The 14,042-nt window shown below is 74.0% G+C and carries 16 protein-coding genes; 7 read left to right on the top strand and 9 right to left on the bottom strand.

Features of this window, described 5'->3' with window-relative positions; translation table 11 throughout:
• Positions 1–20 precede the first annotated feature (20 nt).
• The 7 genes from CLV52_RS11865 to CLV52_RS11835 all read right to left on the bottom strand — a co-directional run bounded on the left by CLV52_RS11865 (position 21) and on the right by CLV52_RS11835 (position 6,800).
• Positions 21–617 carry a hypothetical protein gene (locus CLV52_RS11865; RefSeq protein WP_133766535.1) on the bottom strand — a complete coding sequence of 199 codons (597 nt, stop codon included), beginning with the start codon at positions 615–617 and terminating at the stop codon, positions 21–23.
• Between the two features lie 24 nt (positions 618–641).
• Positions 642–1,505, bottom strand: coding sequence for a glycerophosphodiester phosphodiesterase family protein (locus CLV52_RS11860; protein WP_133766534.1), 864 nt, complete (start codon positions 1,503–1,505; stop codon positions 642–644).
• A complete protein-coding gene (locus tag CLV52_RS11855) occupies positions 1,502–2,575 on the bottom strand; it encodes an ABC transporter ATP-binding protein (protein ID WP_133766533.1) in 1,074 nt (357 codons plus the stop codon). Before CLV52_RS11855 ends, CLV52_RS11860 begins: the two co-directional genes overlap by 4 nt.
• Positions 2,572–3,447: an ABC transporter permease gene (locus tag CLV52_RS11850; RefSeq protein ID WP_246018096.1), complete on the bottom strand. Its 876-nt coding sequence runs from the start codon at positions 3,445–3,447 to the stop codon at positions 2,572–2,574. The genes CLV52_RS11855 and CLV52_RS11850 overlap by 4 nt, the downstream gene beginning before the upstream one ends.
• A 59-nt stretch (positions 3,448–3,506) precedes the next feature.
• Complete coding sequence (locus CLV52_RS11845; RefSeq protein WP_133766531.1) at positions 3,507–4,448, bottom strand: ABC transporter permease; 942 nt, start codon at positions 4,446–4,448, stop codon at positions 3,507–3,509.
• A 4-nt stretch (positions 4,449–4,452) separates the two neighbouring features.
• A complete protein-coding gene (locus CLV52_RS11840; RefSeq protein ID WP_133766530.1) occupies positions 4,453–5,619 on the bottom strand; it encodes an ABC transporter substrate-binding protein in 1,167 nt (388 codons plus the stop codon).
• A 65-nt stretch (positions 5,620–5,684) separates the two neighbouring features.
• Positions 5,685–6,800, bottom strand: coding sequence for a TIGR03364 family FAD-dependent oxidoreductase (locus CLV52_RS11835; RefSeq protein WP_246018095.1), 1,116 nt, complete (start codon positions 6,798–6,800; stop codon positions 5,685–5,687).
• A 163-nt stretch (positions 6,801–6,963) separates the two neighbouring features.
• Here CLV52_RS11835 and CLV52_RS11830 point away from each other — a divergent pair, with 163 nt between their 5' ends.
• Positions 6,964–7,641, top strand: a complete 678-nt coding sequence (locus CLV52_RS11830; protein WP_133766529.1) for a phosphonatase-like hydrolase — start codon at positions 6,964–6,966, stop codon at positions 7,639–7,641.
• Between the two features lie 70 nt (positions 7,642–7,711).
• On the opposite strand, the gene CLV52_RS11825 is transcribed toward CLV52_RS11830, so the two are convergent.
• Positions 7,712–8,224 (bottom strand): GNAT family N-acetyltransferase, encoded by a 513-nt coding sequence (locus tag CLV52_RS11825; protein ID WP_133766528.1) that lies wholly within the window; start codon positions 8,222–8,224, stop codon positions 7,712–7,714.
• Positions 8,225–8,262: 38 nt separating this feature from the next.
• Between CLV52_RS11825 and CLV52_RS11820 the strand changes: the two genes are divergently transcribed.
• Complete coding sequence (locus CLV52_RS11820) at positions 8,263–8,922, top strand: nucleoside/nucleotide kinase family protein (protein ID WP_133766527.1); 660 nt, start codon at positions 8,263–8,265, stop codon at positions 8,920–8,922.
• Positions 8,923–8,928: 6 nt separating this feature from the next.
• On the opposite strand, the gene CLV52_RS11815 is transcribed toward CLV52_RS11820, so the two are convergent.
• Positions 8,929–9,237 (bottom strand): EthD domain-containing protein, encoded by a 309-nt coding sequence (locus CLV52_RS11815; protein ID WP_133766526.1) that lies wholly within the window; start codon positions 9,235–9,237, stop codon positions 8,929–8,931.
• 295 nt (positions 9,238–9,532) lie between these two features.
• Between CLV52_RS11815 and pyrR the strand changes: the two genes are divergently transcribed.
• From pyrR to carA, 5 genes are read left to right on the top strand one after another with little or no spacing between them, the layout of a single operon-like run.
• Positions 9,533–10,069 carry a bifunctional pyr operon transcriptional regulator/uracil phosphoribosyltransferase PyrR gene (pyrR, locus tag CLV52_RS11810; RefSeq protein ID WP_133766525.1) on the top strand — a complete coding sequence of 179 codons (537 nt, stop codon included), beginning with the start codon at positions 9,533–9,535 and terminating at the stop codon, positions 10,067–10,069.
• Positions 10,066–11,016 (top strand): aspartate carbamoyltransferase catalytic subunit, encoded by a 951-nt coding sequence (locus tag CLV52_RS11805; RefSeq protein ID WP_133766524.1) that lies wholly within the window; start codon positions 10,066–10,068, stop codon positions 11,014–11,016. Before pyrR ends, CLV52_RS11805 begins: the two co-directional genes overlap by 4 nt.
• Positions 11,013–12,320, top strand: coding sequence for a dihydroorotase (locus CLV52_RS11800; RefSeq protein ID WP_133766523.1), 1,308 nt, complete (start codon positions 11,013–11,015; stop codon positions 12,318–12,320). The genes CLV52_RS11805 and CLV52_RS11800 overlap by 4 nt, the downstream gene beginning before the upstream one ends.
• Positions 12,317–12,823 (top strand): PH-like domain-containing protein, encoded by a 507-nt coding sequence (locus CLV52_RS11795; protein ID WP_133766522.1) that lies wholly within the window; start codon positions 12,317–12,319, stop codon positions 12,821–12,823. The genes CLV52_RS11800 and CLV52_RS11795 overlap by 4 nt, the downstream gene beginning before the upstream one ends.
• Complete coding sequence (carA, locus tag CLV52_RS11790) at positions 12,810–13,997, top strand: glutamine-hydrolyzing carbamoyl-phosphate synthase small subunit (RefSeq protein WP_133766521.1); 1,188 nt, start codon at positions 12,810–12,812, stop codon at positions 13,995–13,997. The genes CLV52_RS11795 and carA overlap by 14 nt, the downstream gene beginning before the upstream one ends.
• Positions 13,998–14,042: the final 45 nt, after the last annotated feature.

Raw genomic sequence — 14,042 nt, 5'->3', positions numbered from 1 at the left:
CCGATCCCGCACCCCGGACCTCAGGCGCCGGGCAGGGTGCCGGCTGCGAGCGACCACCGCACGCGGCCGTCGCGCGTCACCGCGACCGCGAACCGGTGGAGCGGCGTCGTACTCGGCAGCATCGCGAGCGCCGGACCGCCGATCTGGCACGTCAGGACCGTCGGCGGCTCGTCGGCCACGCGCACCGACAGCGTGCCGTCGCCGACGCAGTTGACGCTGATCACCGCCGTGCGGCCGGCGGCGTCGAACCGCGCCGTGCTCCCCGCGTCGTCGAACAGCGTGCCGAGCGGCACCCCGGTGGACGGCGGCAGGGGGACCCGTCCCGACGGGCCGAGCGCGACCGTCGTCGGTCCGGTCGACGCGGTCTCCCCGGTCTGGTCGCCGGCGACCGATCCGACCGCGAGGGCGGCCGCGACGAGCGCGGCGGCGCCGCCGAGCGCGAGGGCTGCGGCGAGCGCCGTGACCCCGGGCCGCGCGGACGCGCGTTCGCGCCGCGGCGCGGCGGCCGGCGCGGGCGTCTCGGCCATCGCCAGCAGGTAGGCCTCGAGCGCGCCGTCGGGCGGATCCGGCCGGTACAGCCGGAGCCGCAGCTCCTCCGTCGGGGCGTGCGCGGGCACCCGCCCATGATCGTCCCCTCGCGGTCAGCGGGGAAGGTCCAGCAGGGCGACCGCGAGGTCGGGGTGGTCGGCGAAGACCCCGTCGACGCCGGCGTCGACGATCGCGCCCCAGTGCGCTCGCCAGTCGCCTGGCGCGGCCGGGTCGGCGCCGCGGCGGTGCTCCGGGGGCAGGAACCGGTTCTCGGGCCGCAGCGTCCACGTCCACACGTCGAGCCCTGCGGCGTGCAGGACGGCGACGCGCTCCGGCGTCACCAGGGAGGTCGCGAGGCTCACGCCGGCGAAGCGGCGCAGGCCGGCCGGGTCCGCGAGCTCCTCCGCGTACGTGCGGGTCTCGTCGGGCGCCCCGCCCTCGTCGTCGACGAGGTACATCGCCGGGTGCGCGAGCGGGGCGAGCGCGTCGAGCGGCGTCTTCTCGAAGCTCTCGAGCACGATCCCGCAGCCGGCGCCGTCGAGGTCGCGCGCGACGAGCGGCGCGGGGTCGAGCCCGACGGCGGCGAACGCGGCGGCGTCCTTGATCTCGACGACGAGCAGCAGGTCGAGCTGCTCCGCGAGCCGGACGACGTCGGGCAGCACCAGCAGCGGCTCCTCGCCGTCGTGCTCGGCGCTCGACGGCCGGAGGTCGGGGTACCGCTCGCGGGCGCGGAGCCGCCGGACGTCGGCCCAGGTGACGTCGTCGACCCGCACCTCGGCGCCGAGCACCGCGTCGGCGTCGGTCGTGGGCGTGAGCACCCGGTCGTGCCGCACGACGAGCCGCCCGTCGCGCGTCGGGACGACGTCGATCTCCACGCCGTCGGCGCCCAGCTCGGCCGCGAGCCGCAGGGCGCCGTCGGTGAGCTCGGGGAGGTACCCGCAGGCGCCCCGGTGCCCGAGGACGAGCGGCCGCGTCATGCCCTCGGCGCGACGGCGACCGGCTGGCCGGTGAAGGCGACGTGCACGAGGTCGCCCGGCTGCGGGTGCTCGCTCGTCGCGTGCTGCACCGTCAGCGCGGGACCGGCCTCGAGCTGCACGACCGTGCGGCGCTGCGCGCCGAGGAAGCTCGTCGAGATCACGATCGCGGGCAGGCCGGTCGTGCCGAGGAGCACGTCCTCCGGACGCACGAACGCGGTCACGGGCCCATCCTGCTGCTCGCTCGGGAGGGCCACCAGGTCCTGCCCCGCCACGACCACGCGGCCGTGCTCGAGCACGCCCTCGAGGCGGTTCGACAGGCCGACGAACGCGGCGACGAACTCCGTGGCCGGGCGCAGGTAGAGGTCCTCCGGCGTCCCGATCTGCTCGATCGATCCCGCGTTCATCACGGCGACGCGGTCGGCGACGGCGAGCGCCTCCTCCTGGTCGTGGGTGACGAACACGGCGGTGATGCCCGTCTCCTGCTGGATCTTCCGGATCTCGTCGCGGAGCTGCACGCGCACCTTCGCGTCGAGCGCCGACAGCGGCTCGTCGAGCAGCAGGACGCGGGGCCGGGTGACGAGCGCCCGCGCCAGGGCGACGCGCTGCTGCTGGCCGCCGGACAGCTGGTGGGCGTAGCGCTCGCCGAGGTGGCCGAGCCCGACGAGCTCGAGCGCCTCCTGCACCCGCCTGACGCTCTCCGTCTTCGACACCTTCCGCATCTGCAGCCCGAACGCGACGTTCTGCGCGACCGTCATGTGCGGGAACAGCGAGTACGACTGGAAGACCATCCCGATGTCGCGCTTGTGGACCGGGACGGCCTCGACGTCCTCGCCGCCGATCCGGACGTGCCCGGCGTCGATCGTCTCGAGGCCGCTGATCGCCCGGAGCGCGGTCGTCTTGCCGCAGCCGGACGGGCCGAGCAGGGCGACGAACTCGCCCGGCTGGATCTCGAGGCTGATCGCGTCGAGTGCGCGGCTGCCGGTGCCGTAGTCCTTGACGACGTCGACGAGCTGGACGGGCGTGCCGCGGACGACGAGGGACTCGGCGGGGGTCGGGGCGGTGGAGGTCATGACTTCTTCTTTCGAGGACGGCCGATCGAGCCCGCCGTGGAGATGACCACGAGCAGCACGAAGACGAAGAGCAGCGAGACGACCGCGAGGAACGCCGAGACGTACGGGTCGGTCTGCTGCAGGAGCAGCAGCGCGGTCTGGAACGTGTTCTGCCCGAGGAAGTTCGCGATGGTGAACTCGCCGAGCACGACGGAGATCGTGAGCAGGCACGCCGACAGCAGCCCTCGGCGGAGGTTCGGGAGCACGACCCGCCACACGGCGACCGGCCAGGAGGCCCCGAGCGAGCGCGCGGCCTCCGTCAGGATCGTGAGGTTCATCACCCCGATGTTCGCCTGGATCGGCCGGTACGCGTACGGCAGCACGATGACGCCGATCGCGAAGGAGAGCGTCCACGGGTCGCTGCCGAGCACGCTCTGCACGACCTGGTAGACCGGCACGAAGCCGACGACGAGCACGATCGTCGGGACCGTGATCGGCAGGAGGCAGACGAACTCGAGCACCCGGTGCACCTTCGGGAACCGCAGCTCCGCGAGCAGCATCGCCGGGAGCAGGAGCACGAGGATGATCGCCACGACGATGACCGCGAGGATCAGCGAGTTGCCGATGCCGGCGAAGAGTTCGCTGTAGTTCGAGGCCTGAGCCGGATCGACGAGTGCGGCGTAGTGGCTGAGCGTGAACGCGCCCGTGCTCGCCGTGGTGAAGCTGAACCAGGCCAGCGCTGCGATCGGCACCGCGAAGAGCGCGCCGATGACGATGAGGACGATCGCGCCGGTCGTCTTCGAGGGCACGGCCCCGTAGCGCCCGCGGCGGGGACGCCGTCCGCGGGGCCGGGGCTCGACGGTGTCGGCGACGCGCGCGGTCCCCACGGGCACGGCCGTCACGTCGCTTCGCGACGCGTCGGAACCGGCCGCGGGGGCCCCAGCAGCGGTCGTCATCGCTGCCACCTCCTCGTGCGGCGGTCGAGTGCCGAGTAGAGCGACATGAGGACCGCCATGATCACGACCATCCCGAGGGCGAGCACGCCCGCGGTGTTCGCGACGCCGACGATCGTCTCGCTGGTGAGCTGCTGCTTGATGGCGAGCGGGATGATGCCGCCCTGCGAGATGAGCGCCGCCGCCGTCGCGTAGGACGAGAAGGCGTTCGCGAACAGCAGGATCAGGCTGCCGAAGAAGGCGGGCGCGAGCACCGGGAGGCCGACTCGGAGCCAGTAGTGGAGGCGCGTCCCGCCGAGCGTCGCAACCGCCTCGCCCCACTGCGGGCGGAGGCCGTCCATCGCGGGCATGAACGACAGCACGAAGAGCGGCAGGCCGAAGTAGACGTACGGGAAGAGCAGGCCGGTCACCGAGTAGAGGATCGGCCCGTTCGCGTTGATGTCGACGCCGGTGACCGCCTTCAGGATCACCGGGACGAGCGCGTTCTGGCCGAGCGTCGCGATCCAGGCGAAGGCGAGCATGACGCCGCCGAACTGCGCGAAGACGCTGCTCGCCGAGTCGACGATCGCGCGGACGAGGCCGTCCGGTCGGGCGGCGGTGAGCGCCCAGCAGACGAGGACGCCGAGGACGGCGCTGATCAGCGCGGAGACCGCGGAGAGCCAGATCGAGCCCGCGAAGTTCGACAGGATCGTCGGGTCCGCGAGCGTCGCGAAGTTGGCGAACGTGAACCGGCCGTCCGCGTCGAAGAACCCGCTCGCGATCGCGACGAGGCCCGGCACGGCGAGGAACAGCAGGACGTACACGCCGAACGGGGCGAACCCGAGCCAGCCGACGCGGCGGCGCCGGAGGGGGGTCCCTCCGGCGCCGCGCGTCACCGGCCGCTCGGCCCCGGCGGGCACGGAGGCCGTGTCCGCCGGGGTCTTCTGCGCGGTGGTCGTCATCGGGTCAGCCGATGGCCTTCGACCAGCCGGACTTGAGGACGTCGGCGGCCTTCGTCGCCTGGTCGGCGGTGAGCTGGACCAGGTTCGACGGCGGCTCGCCGACCGACTTCAGCGTGGACTCGTCGACGGTGCCGGCCTTCTGCATCGCCGCGAGCTGCGCCGGGTAGGCCCCCGCCGCGAGGTACAGGTTCTGCACCTCGGGGGAGTAGATGTACTCCTCCCACAGGCGGGCGGCGGCCGGGTGCGGCGCGTTCTTGTTGATCGACTGGTTGTAGTAGCTGCCGATCGCGGTGCCCGGGAGGACGACGGTCTTCCAGTTCGGGTTGCCCGTCGAGCCGCCCGCGGCGCCCCACGCGACGTTGTTGAAGGACCACTGGATGACGACCGGGGTCTGGCCCGAGTTCACCGTGGCCTGCGTCGGGAGGACCGAGATCATGTTCCCGGCCTTCTTCAGCTTGCCGAAGAAGTCGACGCCCGGCTGGACGTCGTCCGCGCTGCCGCCCGACTGGACCGCGGCGAGGTAGACCGCGCTCGCGGCCTCGTTCGCCTGCGTCGGGTCGCCCTTGATCGCGACCTTGCCCTTGTACTCGGAGCCGAGCAGGTCGGCGAGGGACGTCGGGGCCTTGACCTTCGAGGAGTCGTAGCCGATCGACATCAGGCCCGTGTAGTCGTAGTACCAGAGGCCCTCGGCGTCCTTGTAGTCCGTGGGGATGTCGCCCCAGGTCTGCACCTTGTAGGGCGTGAAGAGGTCCTTGTTCGCGTCGAGGACCGCGGTACCGATGTCGACGACGTCGGGCGCGTTCGAGCCGGTGCCCTGCGACTTGATCGCGGCGACCTCGTCGGCCGAGGAGCCGTTCGGGTTCTGCGAGGTGATCGTGATCTTCGGGTACTTCTTCTCGAAGCCGGCGATGATCTTCCCGTAGTTCGCCCACGACGGCGGCAGGGTGATGACGTTGAGCTTGCCCTCCGCCTCGGCGGCGGCGACGAGCCCCTTCATGCCGCCGAAGTCCTTCGCGGACGTGGCGACGGCGGCGGAGGCCTTCGGGACGGAGCTCGCGGTGCCGGCGGACGCGGTGCCGGAGCAGGCCGCGAGCGACGCGGCGGTGAGGCCGGCGAGCGCGAGGGCCGAGGCGGCCCGCACGACCGTGCGGCGGGTGATGGAGCGGTGCATGTGTGGGGTTCCTCCTGGTGGGGGGACCGGACCCGGCGGACGCCGGCTCCGGGGCTTCGGACCCGTCAGGTCGTGACGAGGAGCTGGCCGACGGTCCGCTTGGCGAGACCGAGCGCGGTGGTCATCCCGATGCCCGTGGTGACCGAGGCGACGGTCACGCCCGGCAGCGGCTCGGTGACGAGGAAGGGCGCCTTCGCGCTCGAGGCGTAGACGCCGCGCCAGCGACGCCGGACCGTGAGCGGAGCACCGAGGAGGCGCTCCATCTCGGCGAGCACGAGGGCGTCGGACGACTCGTCCTCGAAGGGGTCCTCCGTGACGCCGGCGTGGTGCGTGTCGCCGATGACGAGCCGGCCGTCCGGCCGCTGGGTGAGCATGAGGTTGACGCCCTGCTCGAGCAGCGCCGGCGACTCGGCGAGCAGCTCGGCGCGCACGTCGGCCGCGGAGGGCTGCTGGGCGAGCCCGTCGTAGCGGAGCATCGAGCTGCCGGTGAGCACGGCGGGCAGCAGCGCGCCCGCCGGCGGGTCGACCTCCAGCATCCGCAGACGGCAGCGCACGAGCCGGTGCTCGTCCGCGACGTCGGGGAAGAAGCGGTCGACGTCGTGCCCGACCGCGAGCACGACGCGGGCGGCCTCGAGGTCGCCGCGCGTGGTGCGGACGAGGTCCGGCTCGACCGAGAGGACGTTCGTGCGCCAGCGGACCTCGACGCCGAGGCGCTCGAGGTGCGCGGCGATCCGGGCGCTCGCCGTGAGCGGGTCGACCCGCAGGTCGGCGGGCAGGTGCGCGGCGCCGACGATCCCGTCGGGCGCGAAGCCGAGCAGGCCCTCCGCCGCGGCGGGCGTCAGCGGCCGGACCGCGGCGCCGCGCTCGGCCGCGAACTCGTCGAGCACCCGGGCCTGCGCGGCGGTGCGGGCGACGACGACCGTGCCGTGCTGCAGGACGGGCAGCTCCGCCTCCGCACCGAGGCGGAGCCACTCCTCCCGCGCGGTCTCGGCGAGGGCGAGGACCTCGCCGGCCTGCGCGGTGGTGCAGACGTGGCCGAAGTTGCGCACGCTCGCACCCACGGCGCGCTCATCCCGCTCGACCACGACGACGCGGAGCCCTGCGCGGGCGGCGTGCAGGGCGTGCGACAGCCCGACGATGCCCGCTCCGACCACCACGAGGTCGGCTCCGCTTCTCACCACGAGCCGTGAGCATGCTGCGCCGGAGGGGCTTTCGGAGGCGATTCCAAGCAGTGCTCATCGAGCGTTCTCCTCCGCGTCACCGAGCGCGCGGTGCGGGAACTCCCGGTGAACAGCAGGTGATCGAGGCCGTCCCGGCTCGGGCCGCCCGAGAGGATCGGCGCTCATGACGATCCGACTCGCCTCCTTCGACATGGCCGGCACGACCATCGACGAGGGCGGCGCCGTGTACGCGGTCCTGCGCACCGCGGTCGAGCGCGCGACGCGGCGCGACGTGCCGGACGACCTGCTCTCGCGGTGGAGCGGCACGGACAAGCGCGAGGCGATCGTCGGGATCCTCACCGCGCTCGACGAGGACCTCGCGCAGACGGACCGGATCTTCGCGGCGTTCTCCGACGACCTGGTCGCCGCGTACGAGGCGGACCCGCCCGTGCTGCTGCCGGGCGTGGCAGAGACGGTGCAGCAGCTGCGCGCGCAGGGCGTGAAGGTCGCGCTGCAGACCGGCTACCGGCGGGAGGTCGCCGAGGGGCTGCTCGACGTCGTCGGCTGGCGCGTCGGCCGCGACGTCGACGCGCTCGCGACCGCGGAGGACGTGACCGCCTCCCGGCCCGCACCGTTCCTCGTGTTCCGGACGATGGAGGCGACGGGCGTGGTCGACGTGCGCGACGTGCTCGTCGCCGGCGACACGGTCAACGACGTGACCGCCGGGACGCGCGCGGGCGCCCGCTTCGTGGTCGGGGTGCTGACCGGCGCCCACACCGTCGCCGAGCTGGGCGAGGCGCGGCACACGCACCTCCTCCCGAGCGTGGTCGACGTCCCGGAGCTTCTGTCCACCGAGCGCTGACCGCCCGCGTGCAGTGATCACCGGACTCGTGCGGGTCGGATCCCCGCCGCACGAGTCCGGGATCGCCGTGTCAGGGTGCGGGCCGGTACTTGAAGCCGACGTGCGACCCGACGAAGCCGAGGCGCTCGTAGAAGCGGTGCGCGTCCTCCCGGGCCGCGTCCGACGTGAGCTGCACGAGCCCCGCGTCGAGCGCGCGCGCCGCGTCCTCCTGGACCCAGCGCAGCATGGCACCGCCGATGCCCGCGGAGCGTCGGTCGCTGCGCACGCGGACGGCCTCGACCAGCAGGCGGGTGGTGCCGCGTCGCGCCATGCCCGGGATCCGGGTGAGCTGCATGGTGCCGAGCACCTCGTCGCCGTCGACCGCGACCAGGAGGTCGTTGCCCTCCGCCGCGAGGACCGCATCGAGCGCGGCGGCGTAGGCGGGGAGGTCCGCGGGGTCGGCGACGTCGCCGCGCGTCGCGCTGACGGCGTCGTCCGACAGCAGCGCGACGAGCGCGTCGAGGTCCGCGGCGGACGCCCGGCGCAGCGTCAGCGCGCCGTCCCTCGTGTCGAGCGGAGCGGGGAGCGGGAGGTCGGTGAGCACGACTCCACTCTGGGGCACCGGCGCGCGAGGATGACGGGATGGAGCGCGACGCGGTGCTGGAGCGGATCGCCGAGCGGCTCCTCGGGCGTCGGCTCGACCATCCGCTCCGCGTCGGCGTCGACGGCGTGTGCGGGGCGGGGAAGACGACGTTCGCGCACGCGCTCGCGGAGGCGGTCCGCGACGCCGGCGGGACGGCGATCGAGGTCGACTCCGACGGCTTCCACCACGTCCGCGCGCGGCGGTACCGGCAGGGCCGGGACTCGGCGCGGGGCTACTACGAGGACGCGTACGACCTGGACGGCCTCCGCGATCTGGTGCTGCGGCCGCTCGGCCCGGGCGGCGACCGGCGGTACGCGGAGCACCTCCACGACCTGGAGACGGACGAGGTCGCACCGCGGTTCGCCGTGGCCGCGCCCGACGCGGTCGTCGTCCTCGGCTGCACGTTCCTCCAGCGCGGGACGCTCCGGGAGGACTGGGACGAGGTGGTCTGGCTCGAGGTCCCCGAGGGGGTCGCGACGGCTCGCGGTGTCGCCCGGGACGCGGCGGCGCTCGGGGGCGAGTCGGCGGCGGAGGCGGCGTACGCCTCCCGGTACGCGGCGGCGCGCCGCATGTACGTCGAGGAGGAGGCGCCGCGGGACCGGGCGTCGATCGTCGTCGACGACACGGACCCCGCGGCACCGCTGCTCATCCGCGCCTGAGGCGGGTCAGCCCTCCTCGATGTCCGTGAAGAGCGCGGTGACCTTGCCGTGCACGGCGGGGAAGAAGGCCTGGAAGAACGCGCCGCCCTCCGGTCCGGCGACCGCGGCGGAGGCCGCGTCGTAGCCCGGGAAGTACAGCAGCAGCGAGCGGTGCGCCGGCGTCGGCGACCCGTCCTCCTTCGGCCAGACCTTGCCGGACTCGAGGCGCTCGAGGCCGGGCAGCGCGCGGGCCAGCTGCAGGAGGCCCGGCCACTGCGCGTCGAGGGCGTCGTTGTCGTCCTGGTTGTCGACGATGAGCTCGATCTTCGTAGGCATGGATGCAGCCCACCACCTCCGCCCGGCAGTCCGCTCGATGCATCGAAGGATGACGGGCCGAACCGGCCGCTGCCCCGGTGCATCCGGCGGATGCGGGCGTGATCCGACGAGACGGGCGCTCCTGGACGCCCGGTTCGTCGCATCACGCCCGCGATCGCGTCGAGGCCCCGCCCCGCGGCGCCGGCGCGCGCGTCCGCGCCGTTCAGGGGCCCGTCAGACCGTGTCCTCGGGTCGCGCTAGTGTCGTCCGCGATCACCTTTAACGGACCGTCCAGAGAGACGGGGAAGGAGGTCGGATGACGCTGCGCACCCTGCTGGAGGCCGACGACGTCCGTCGCGCGATCACGCGCATGGCGCACGAGCTCGTCGAGCACGACCCGGACGCGGAACGGCTCGTCCTCCTCGGCATCCCGACCCGCGGTGCCGTGCTGGCCAAGCGGCTCGGCGAGCAGATGACCCGCATCGCCGGCCGCGAGATCCCCGTCGGCGTGCTCGACGTCACGCTCTACCGCGACGACCTCGCCGGGCAGCCCACTCGCCCGACCCGGCGGACCGACGTCCCGGTCGACCTCGACGGCGCGACCGTCGTGCTCGTCGACGACGTCCTCTACTCCGGCCGTACGGTCCGCGCCGCGCTCGACGCGCTCACCGCCTTCGGCCGGCCGGCGGTCGTGCGCCTCGCGGTGCTCGTCGACCGCGGCCACCGCGAGCTGCCCATCCGACCCGACGCGGTCGGCCGCAACCTGCCCTCGGCCAAGACGGAGCGGGTCCGCGTCACGCTGACCGAGGTCGACGGCGCCGACGCCGTCACGATCGAAGGAGCCGAGCAGTGAGCGACCACCTGCTGTCGACGAAGGGCTTCACCCGCGACCGCGGCGTCGCCCTGCTCGACGTCGCGGAGGACATGGCGGACACCCAGAACCGTCAGGTGAAGAAGCTCCCGACGCTGCGCGGGACCACGATCGTCAACCTGTTCTTCGAGGACTCGACCCGCACGCGGATCTCCTTCGAGGCCGCGGCGAAGCGCCTCTCCGCCGACGTCATCACCTTCAGCGCGAAGGGGTCGTCGGTGTCGAAGGGGGAGAGCCTCCAGGACACCGCGCAGACGCTCCAGGCGATGGGCGCGGACGGCATCGTGATCCGGCACTCCTCCTCGGGCGCCGCGCACGTGCTGGCCACGAGCGGCTGGACCCGCGCCGGCATCGTGAACGCGGGCGACGGCACCCACGAGCACCCCACGCAGGCCCTGCTCGACGCGTTCACGATCCGCAAGCGCCGCCACGGCGACGACTCCCGCGGCCGCGACCTCGAGGGGGTCTGCGTCGTGATCGTCGGCGACATCCTGCACAGCCGGGTCGCCCGCTCGAACATCTGGCTGCTGACGGCCCTCGGCGCCTCCGTGCACCTCGTCGCGCCGCCGACCCTGCTGCCGACGCACACGGAGGGCTGGCCGGTCACGACGGGCATCGACCTCGACGAGGCGGTCGACGGCGGCCCGGACGTCGTGATGATGCTCCGCGTCCAGCGCGAGCGGATGACGGAGGCGTTCTTCCCGACGGCGAAGGAGTACGCGACGCTCTACGGCCTCTCGGTCGCGCGGGCGGACCGGCTGCCGGCGTCGAGCCTGGTGATGCACCCCGGGCCGATGAACCGCGGGCTGGAGATCGCCGGCGCGGTCGCGGACTCGCCGCGATCGACCGTGCTCGAGCAGGTGCAGAACGGGATCGGGGTGCGCATGGCCGTGCTGTACGACGTGCTGGCGGGGGAGCGGGCGGCATGAGCGCCTTCGTCATCAGGGGCGCGCAGCTCGCCGACGGCACCCGCACGGACGTCCGCGTCGACGGCGGCGTGATCGTCGAGCTCGGGACGATCGGTACCGCGGACCGGACGGTCCACGCGGACGGCCTGCTGCTGCTGCCGGGCTTCATCGACCTCCACACCCACCTCCGGCAGCCGGGCGGGGAGGGCTCCGAGACCGTCCTCACCGGCTCGCGCGCGGCCGCGGCCGGCGGGTACACGACCGTGCACGCGATGCCGAACACGACCCCGACCGCGGACACCCCGGGCGTCGTCGAGCAGGTCGCGGCGCTCGGCGAGGAGGCCGGCTACGTCGACGTCCGCCCCATCGGCGCCGTCTCGAAGGGCCGGGAGGGCGTCGAGCTCGCCGAGCTCGTCGCGATGGCCAGGTCCCGCGCCCGCGTCCGGATCTTCAGCGACGACGGCTCCTGCGTCGCCGACCCGCTGCTCATGCGCCGCGCGCTCGAGTACGCCCGCATCGTCGACGGGGTGGTCGCCCAGCACGCGGAGGAGCCGCGGCTGACCGCCGGCGCGCAGCTCCACGACGGCGCGGTGGCGGCGGACCTCGGGCTGAAGGGCTGGCCCGCGGTGGCGGAGGAGGCGATCATCGCCCGCGACGCCCTGCTGGCCGAGTCGACCGACTCCCGGCTGCACGTCTGCCACGTCTCCACGGCGGGCAGCGTCGAGGTCGTGCGCTGGGCGAAGGCCCGCGGCATCCGCATCACCGCGGAGGTCACGCCGCACCACCTCTGGCTCACCGACGAGGCCGCGCGCGGCTACGACGCCCGCTTCAAGGTGAACCCGCCGCTGCGGACGGCGGAGGACGTCGACGTCCTCCGGGCCGCGCTGGCCGACGGTACGATCGACGCGGTCGCCACCGACCACGCCCCGCACCCGGCGGAGGCGAAGCGCAGCGAGTGGTCCGCCGCCGCGATGGGCATGGTCGGGCTCGAGTCCGCGGTGCTCGTGGTGCAGGCGGCCGTGGTCGAGACGGGGCTGCTCGGCTGGCCGGAGGTGGAGCGCGCGATGTCGAGGCGCCCTGCGGAGATCGCGGGCCTCGCGGACGCCGCGCGGCCGATCGCCGTCGGACGCGGCGCCGACCTCGTGCTGCTCGACCCGTCCGCCCGCCGCCGCTTCGACGTCGGCGACCTCGCCGGCCGCAGCACGAACTCGCCCTACCTCGGTCAGGAGCTGCCCGGCCGGGTGGTCGCGACGTTCTTCCGCGGCGTCCCGACCGTCCTCGACGGGCGCGTCCGCGCGCCGGAGGAGATCGGGGCCGCCTGGTGAACCCGGTGTCCGTCGCGATCGTCCTCGCGATCCTCGTGCTCGCCCTGCTCGGCATGGCGTGGGGCTGGCGCCGCCGCGGCCGCGCGCAGCGGGACCTCGTGCTGCCCGCCGTGCCGGCGGACCTCCGCACGACCGGCCCCGTCGCCGAGGGACTGCTCGTCGCCACGACCTTCGCGGGCCGCCCGCTCGAGCGGGTCGTCGCGGGCGGCCTCGGTTTCCGCGCGCGGGCGACGCTCACCGTCACGGACCGCGGCGTGCTCGTCGAGCGCGCCGGCGGCGACCCGTTCCTCGTGCCCGCGACCGGCCGCGCCGGCACCGCCAGCTGGGCGCTCGACAAGGGCGTCGAGCGCGACGGGCTGACCGTGCTCGGCTGGTCCCTCACCGGCCCCGACGGCGCCCCCGTCCCCGTGGAGTCCGCGTTCCGGCTCCCGCCCGAGTCCCAGGCCGCGCTGCTCGCGGCCGTCCGTCCCGCCGATCAGGAGGCCCCCCGTGCCGACCAATGACCGTGCCGTGCTCGTCCTGGAGGACGGTCGCCGCTTCCCCGGACGTGCCTGGGGCGCCCGCGGCCGCGCCTTCGGTGAGGCCGTCTTCACGACCGGGATGACCGGGTACCAGGAGACGCTCACCGATCCGTCGTACGCCGGGCAGATCGTCGTCATGACCGCGCCGCACATCGGCAACACCGGCATGAACGACGAGGACCCGGAGTCGAACCGCATCTGGGTCGCCGGCTACGCCGCGCACAGCCCGTCGCGGGTCGCGTCGAACCAGCGCTCGACCAGGACGCTCGACGACGACCTCGAGCGCGACGGCATCGTCTCGATCAGCGGCATCGACACCCGCGCGGTCACCCGTCACCTGCGGGACAAGGGCGCGATGCGCTCGGGCATCTTCTCGGGCGACGACGCGGCGCTGGACGCGGAGGAGCAGCTCGCGCTCGTCCGCGAGAGCCCGCGGATGAGCGGCCGCAACCTGTCCGCGGACGTCTCCACCGCCGAGACGTACACGGTCCCGGCCGAGGGCGAGCGGATCGGCTCCGTCGTCATCGTCGACCTCGGCATCAAGGCCGCGACGATCCGGAACCTCGCCGAGCGCGGCTTCGACGTGCACGTCGTGCCGGAGTCCGTGACGATCGACGAGCTCTACGCGCTCGAGCCGTCGGCCGTCTTCTACTCGAACGGCCCGGGCGACCCGGAGGCGAGCGAGCACCACATCGCGCTGCTCCGCGAGGTGCTCGACCGCCGCACGCCGTTCTTCGGCATCTGCTTCGGCAACCAGCTGCTCGGCCGCGCGCTCGGGTTCGGCACCTACAAGCTGCCGTTCGGGCACCGCGGCATCAACCAGCCGGTCGTCGACCTCCGCTCCGGGCGGATCGGCATCACCGCGCACAACCACGGGTTCGCGGTCGACGCGCCCCGCGGCGGTCCCGTGGAGACGCCGAACGGCTACGGCCGCGCCGAGGTCACCCACGTCGACCTGAACGACGACGTCGTCGAGGGCATCGCCTGCCTCGACCTCCCCGCCTTCTCGGTGCAGTACCACCCGGAGGCCGCCGCCGGCCCGCACGACGCCGACGCCCTCTTCGACCGCTTCCGCGACATGGTGCTCGCCGAGCAGCAGCGCGGCGAGGCCGCCGCGATCGCGGTCGAGACCAGCCCCACGGACGGCGCGGCGTGACCGCCGTCCAGTCCGCGTCGCGATCCGTGCCGCGCGCGCACGGTG

It is taken from the genome of Amnibacterium kyonggiense (genome assembly GCF_004364555.1).
GTDB classification, from domain to species: domain Bacteria; phylum Actinomycetota; class Actinomycetes; order Actinomycetales; family Microbacteriaceae; genus Amnibacterium; species Amnibacterium kyonggiense.
This window is presented reverse-complemented; position numbering and strand designations above follow the sequence as displayed.

Bases quoted from the DNA above. Each gene is read 5' to 3' on its own strand.
- pyrR (WP_133766525.1), top strand. From the start codon at position 9,533: ATGACGCTGCGCACCCTGCTGGAGGCCGACGACGTCCGTCGCGCGATC.
- CLV52_RS11845 (WP_133766531.1), bottom strand. From the start codon at position 4,448: ATGACGACCACCGCGCAGAAGACCCCGGCGGACACGGCCTCCGTGCCC.
- CLV52_RS11860 (WP_133766534.1), bottom strand. From the start codon at position 1,505: ATGACGCGGCCGCTCGTCCTCGGGCACCGGGGCGCCTGCGGGTACCTC.
- CLV52_RS11840 (WP_133766530.1), bottom strand. From the start codon at position 5,619: ATGCACCGCTCCATCACCCGCCGCACGGTCGTGCGGGCCGCCTCGGCC.
- CLV52_RS11830 (WP_133766529.1), top strand. From the start codon at position 6,964: ATGACGATCCGACTCGCCTCCTTCGACATGGCCGGCACGACCATCGAC.
- CLV52_RS11855 (WP_133766533.1), bottom strand. From the start codon at position 2,575: ATGACCTCCACCGCCCCGACCCCCGCCGAGTCCCTCGTCGTCCGCGGC.
- CLV52_RS11815 (WP_133766526.1), bottom strand. From the start codon at position 9,237: ATGCCTACGAAGATCGAGCTCATCGTCGACAACCAGGACGACAACGAC.
- CLV52_RS11820 (WP_133766527.1), top strand. From the start codon at position 8,263: ATGGAGCGCGACGCGGTGCTGGAGCGGATCGCCGAGCGGCTCCTCGGG.
- CLV52_RS11800 (WP_133766523.1), top strand. From the start codon at position 11,013: ATGAGCGCCTTCGTCATCAGGGGCGCGCAGCTCGCCGACGGCACCCGC.